We start from the raw sequence: 4223 nt of genomic DNA on the forward strand, positions 1-4223 counted from the left end.
GGGTGCGCGCGGGTGCGGCGGTGGTGCCGGTACGGCTCGACGTGGACGCGCTGCGGGCCCAGGGCACGGAACTGCCGTCCCTCTACCACCACCTCACCGGCCGGCCCGCCCGCCGCCGGGCCACCTCGCGCACCGCGGCCGCCGCCGGCTCGCTCGGCGAGCGGCTCGCCGCGCTCGCCGAGCCCGAGCGCCAGGAGGCCGTCCTCGACCTGGTGCGGGGACAGGTGGCCGCGGTGCTCGGCCACGCCGCCCCCGAGGCCATCGAGCCCGGCCGCGCCTTCAGCGACCTCGGCTTCGACTCCCTCACCGCGGTCGAACTGCGCAACGGACTGAACGCGGCGTCGGGCCTGCGGCTGCCCGCCACGCTCGTCTACGACTACCCGACCGCGGGCGACCTCGCCGACTTCCTGCTGGCCGAGGTCTCCGGAGACATGGCCGCGGCCGCGCTCCTGCCGGCCACCGGCCTCGTCGGCGACGACCCCATCGTCATCGTCGGCATGTCCTGCCGCTTCCCCGGCGGCGTCGCCTCCCCGGAAGACCTGTGGCGGCTGGTCGCGGACGGCGACGACGCCATCACCGACTTCCCCGGCAACCGCGGCTGGAACCTCGACCGGCTCTACGACCCCACCGGGACCCGCCCCGACACCAGCTACGTCAACAAGGGCGGCTTCCTCCACGACGCGGCCGACTTCGACGCCGAGTTCTTCGGCATCAGCCCCAACGAGGCCCTGATCACCGACCCCCAGCAGCGTCTCCTCCTGGAGACCTCCTGGGAGGCGTTCGAGCGCGCGGGCATCGACCCGGCCACCCTCAAGGGCAGCGCCACCGGCGTCTTCGCCGGCGTCGTCTACCACGACTACTCGGGCAGCAGCAGCTCCGGCAGCATCGTCTCCGGCCGCGTCGCCTACACCTTCGGCTTCGAGGGCCCCGCGGTGACGGTGGACACGGCGTGCTCCTCCTCGCTGGTGGCACTGCACCTCGCCGGCCAGGCCCTGCGCACCGGCGAGTGCGACCTCGCCCTCGCGGGCGGGGTGACCGTCATGGCCTCGCCCGCCGCCTTCGTGGAGTTCAGCCGCCAGCGCGGCCTGTCCCACGAGGGCCGCTGCAAGGCGTTCGCCGCCGGGGCCGACGGCACCGTCTGGGGCGAGGGCATCGGCGTCCTCGTCCTGGAGCGGCTCTCCGACGCCCGGCGCAACGGCCACCAGGTCCTCGCGGTGGTCCGCGGCTCGGCCGTCAACCAGGACGGCGCCAGCAACGGCCTCACCGCCCCCAACGGGCCCGCCCAGACGCGCGTCATCCGCCAGGCGCTCGCCAACTCCCGGCTGAACCCGGCCGACGTCGACGTCATCGAGGCGCACGGCACCGGCACCGTGCTCGGCGACCCGATCGAGGCGCAGGCCCTCATCGCCGCCTACGGCCAGGACCGCCCCGCGGACAGCCCGCTGTGGCTCGGCTCGGTCAAGTCCAACATCGGCCACACGCAGGGCGCCGCCGGTGTCGCCGGCATCATCAAGATGATCATGGCCATGCGCCACGGCGTCCTGCCCAGGACCCTGCACGTCGACGAGCCGTCCGGGCACATCGACTGGACGTCCGGCGCCCTGCGGCTGCTGACCGAGGACGTCCCCTGGGACGCCGGCCGGCCGCGCCGCGCGGGCGTCTCCTCCTTCGGCATCAGCGGCACCAACGCCCACGTCATCATCGAGCAGCCGTCGCCCGAACACGACCACGAGCGGGCCGCCTCCCCGGACGGCGGCCCCGCGCCCGACGCGCTGGTGCCCTGGGTCGTCTCCGGCCACGGCGAGGACGGACTGCGCGCCCAGGCCGCACGCCTCGCCGCGTACGTCACGGAGCACGGCGCCCTGAGCCCCGTGGACATCGGCTGGTCCCTGGCCACCCGGCGCGGCACGCTGGAACGGCGCGCCACCGTCCTCGGCGCCGACACCGCCGAACTGCTGGCGGGCCTCGAATCCGTCGCCGCCGGCACCACCGACGCCGCCGCCCGCACCAGCGGCAAGACCGCGTTCCTCTTCACCGGCCAGGGCGCCCAGCGCCCCGGCATGGGCCGCGAGCTGTACGACACCTACCCCGCCTACCGGCGCGCCTGGGACGAGATCCGCGGCCACCTCGACACCCTGCTCGAACGCCCCCTGAACGACGTCCTGTTCGCCGCCGAGGGCACCGCCGAGGCCGCGCTCCTCGACCACACCGCGTACGCCCAGCCCGGCCTCTTCGCGGTCGAGGTGAGCCTGTACCGGCTGCTGGAGTCCTGGGGCGTCCGGCCCGACGTCGTCATGGGCCACTCCATCGGCGAGATCGCCGCCGCGCACGTCGCGGGCGTGCTCTCCCTGCCGGACGCCTGCGCCCTGGTCGCCGCGCGCGGCAGGCTCATGCAGGCGCTCCCCGCGGGCGGCGCCATGATCGCCGTCCAGGCGAGCGAGGAGGAGGTGCTGCCGCTGCTCGCCGACGCGCCGGGCGCCGGCCTGGCCGCCGTCAACGGCCCCGGCGCGGTCGTCCTGTCGGGCCCCGAGGCGGCGGTGACCCAGGTCGCCGAGCGGCTGCGGGCCGAGGGCCGCAAGACCTCCCGCCTCAACGTGTCGCACGCCTTCCACTCCGCACTGATGGAGCCCATGCTGGACGACTTCCGGCGGGTGCTCGACGGGCTGACCTTCGCCGAACCGCGGCTGACCGTCGTCTCCAACGTGACCGGCGACGTGGCGGCGGGAGAGGACCTGCGCACCGCCGAGTACTGGCTGCGGCACGTGAGCCGGGCCGTGCGCTTCGCCGACGGCGTGCGCACCGCGGTGGACCGCGGCGTGACCCGGTTCGTCGAGGTCGGCCCCGACGGCGTGCTGACCGGTCTCGCGCGGACCTGCCTGGAGGAGACCGAGGGCGCCGAACGCCCCGAGCGCATGGCGCGCTTCGTGTGCGTGCCGCTGCTGCGCAAGGGACGCCCGGAGGCGCGGGGCCTGCTCACCGGCCTCGGCCGGCTGTACGCCTCGGGCGGCGAGGTCGCCTGGCCCGCCGTGTTCGACGGCACCGGGGCCCGCCCCGTCGACCTGCCCACCTACGCCTTCCAGCGGCAGAGCTTCTGGGAGCAGACCGAGGACGGCCAGAACGATCCCGAGTCCATCGGCCTCGGCGCCACCGATCACCCGCTGCTCGGCGCGGCCGTCGCGCTCGCCGACGAGGGAGGCCACCTCTTCACCGGGCGGCTCTCGGCGCAGACCCAGCCCTGGCTCGCCGACCACGTCGTCGGCGGTTCGGTCTTCTTCCCCGGCACCGGCTTCGTCGACCTGCTGATCCGCGCCGGTGACCAGGTCGGCTGCGGGGTGCTCGAAGAGCTGACGCTGGAGGCGCCGCTGGTGCTGCCCGAGCGCGGCGGGGTCCGGATCCAGGTCGTCGTCGGCGCCCCCGAGGGCGCCGCCCGGCGCCGCTCGGTGCGGGTGTACTCGCGGGACGAGGCCGCCACCGATGAGACCCCCTGGGTCCGCAACGGCTCGGGCACGCTGGTCGCCGCGGCACGCGGCGGTTCCGGCGGGCTCGACCTCGGGGCCTGGCCCCCGGCGGGCGCCGAGCCCGTCACCGTCGAGGGCGTCTACGAGCGGTACGCGCAGGGCGGGCTGTCCTACGGCCCCGTCTTCCGCGGCCTGCGCGCCGCCTGGCGGCTGGGCGAGGACGTGTACGCCGAGGTCGCGCTGCCCGACGGCGTGGCCGTCGACGGCTTCGGCGTGCACCCGGCGGTGCTGGACGCGGCCCTGCACGCCGTGGGCCTGACCGGTGCCGGCGAGCAGGCCGCCCTGCCGTTCGCCTGGTCGGGCGTGGAACTGTTCGCCACGGGCGCCACCGCGCTGCGCGTGCGGGTACGCCCGCTCGGCCCGGGTACCGCCGTGTCGCTCGACGTGGCGGACACCACCGGACGCCCCGTCGTGGCCGTGGACCGGCTGGACGTACGGCCGATCGGCGAGGAACAACTCGCCCGGGCACGCGCCGAATACCCCGAGTCGCTGTATCGGGTGGAGTGGCAGCCGGCGGTGGGTGGGGCGCCGGGTGGTGGTGTGGTGGATGTGGCCGCGTTCGAGGACGTGGTGTCGGGTGCTGTGGTGGGGGTGCCCGATGTGGTGGTGTTGCGGGCGTTCGGTGAGGTGTCGGCCGGGGTGCCCGAGGGTGTGTCGGGGTTGTTGGAGCGGGTGCTGGCGGGGGTGCAGTGGTGGTTGGGTGAG

At 75.5% G+C, this 4223-nt stretch carries 1 protein-coding gene; it reads left to right on the forward strand.

Annotation, left to right across the window (positions count from 1 at the left end; translation table 11 throughout):
* Positions 1-4223, forward strand: a 4223-nt coding sequence (locus AB0L74_RS34675) for a beta-ketoacyl synthase N-terminal-like domain-containing protein (protein ID WP_365661562.1), incomplete at both ends; no start/stop codon positions are given.

This window comes from Streptomyces sp. NPDC052020 (assembly GCF_040680575.1).
Classification (GTDB): domain Bacteria; phylum Actinomycetota; class Actinomycetes; order Streptomycetales; family Streptomycetaceae; genus Streptomyces.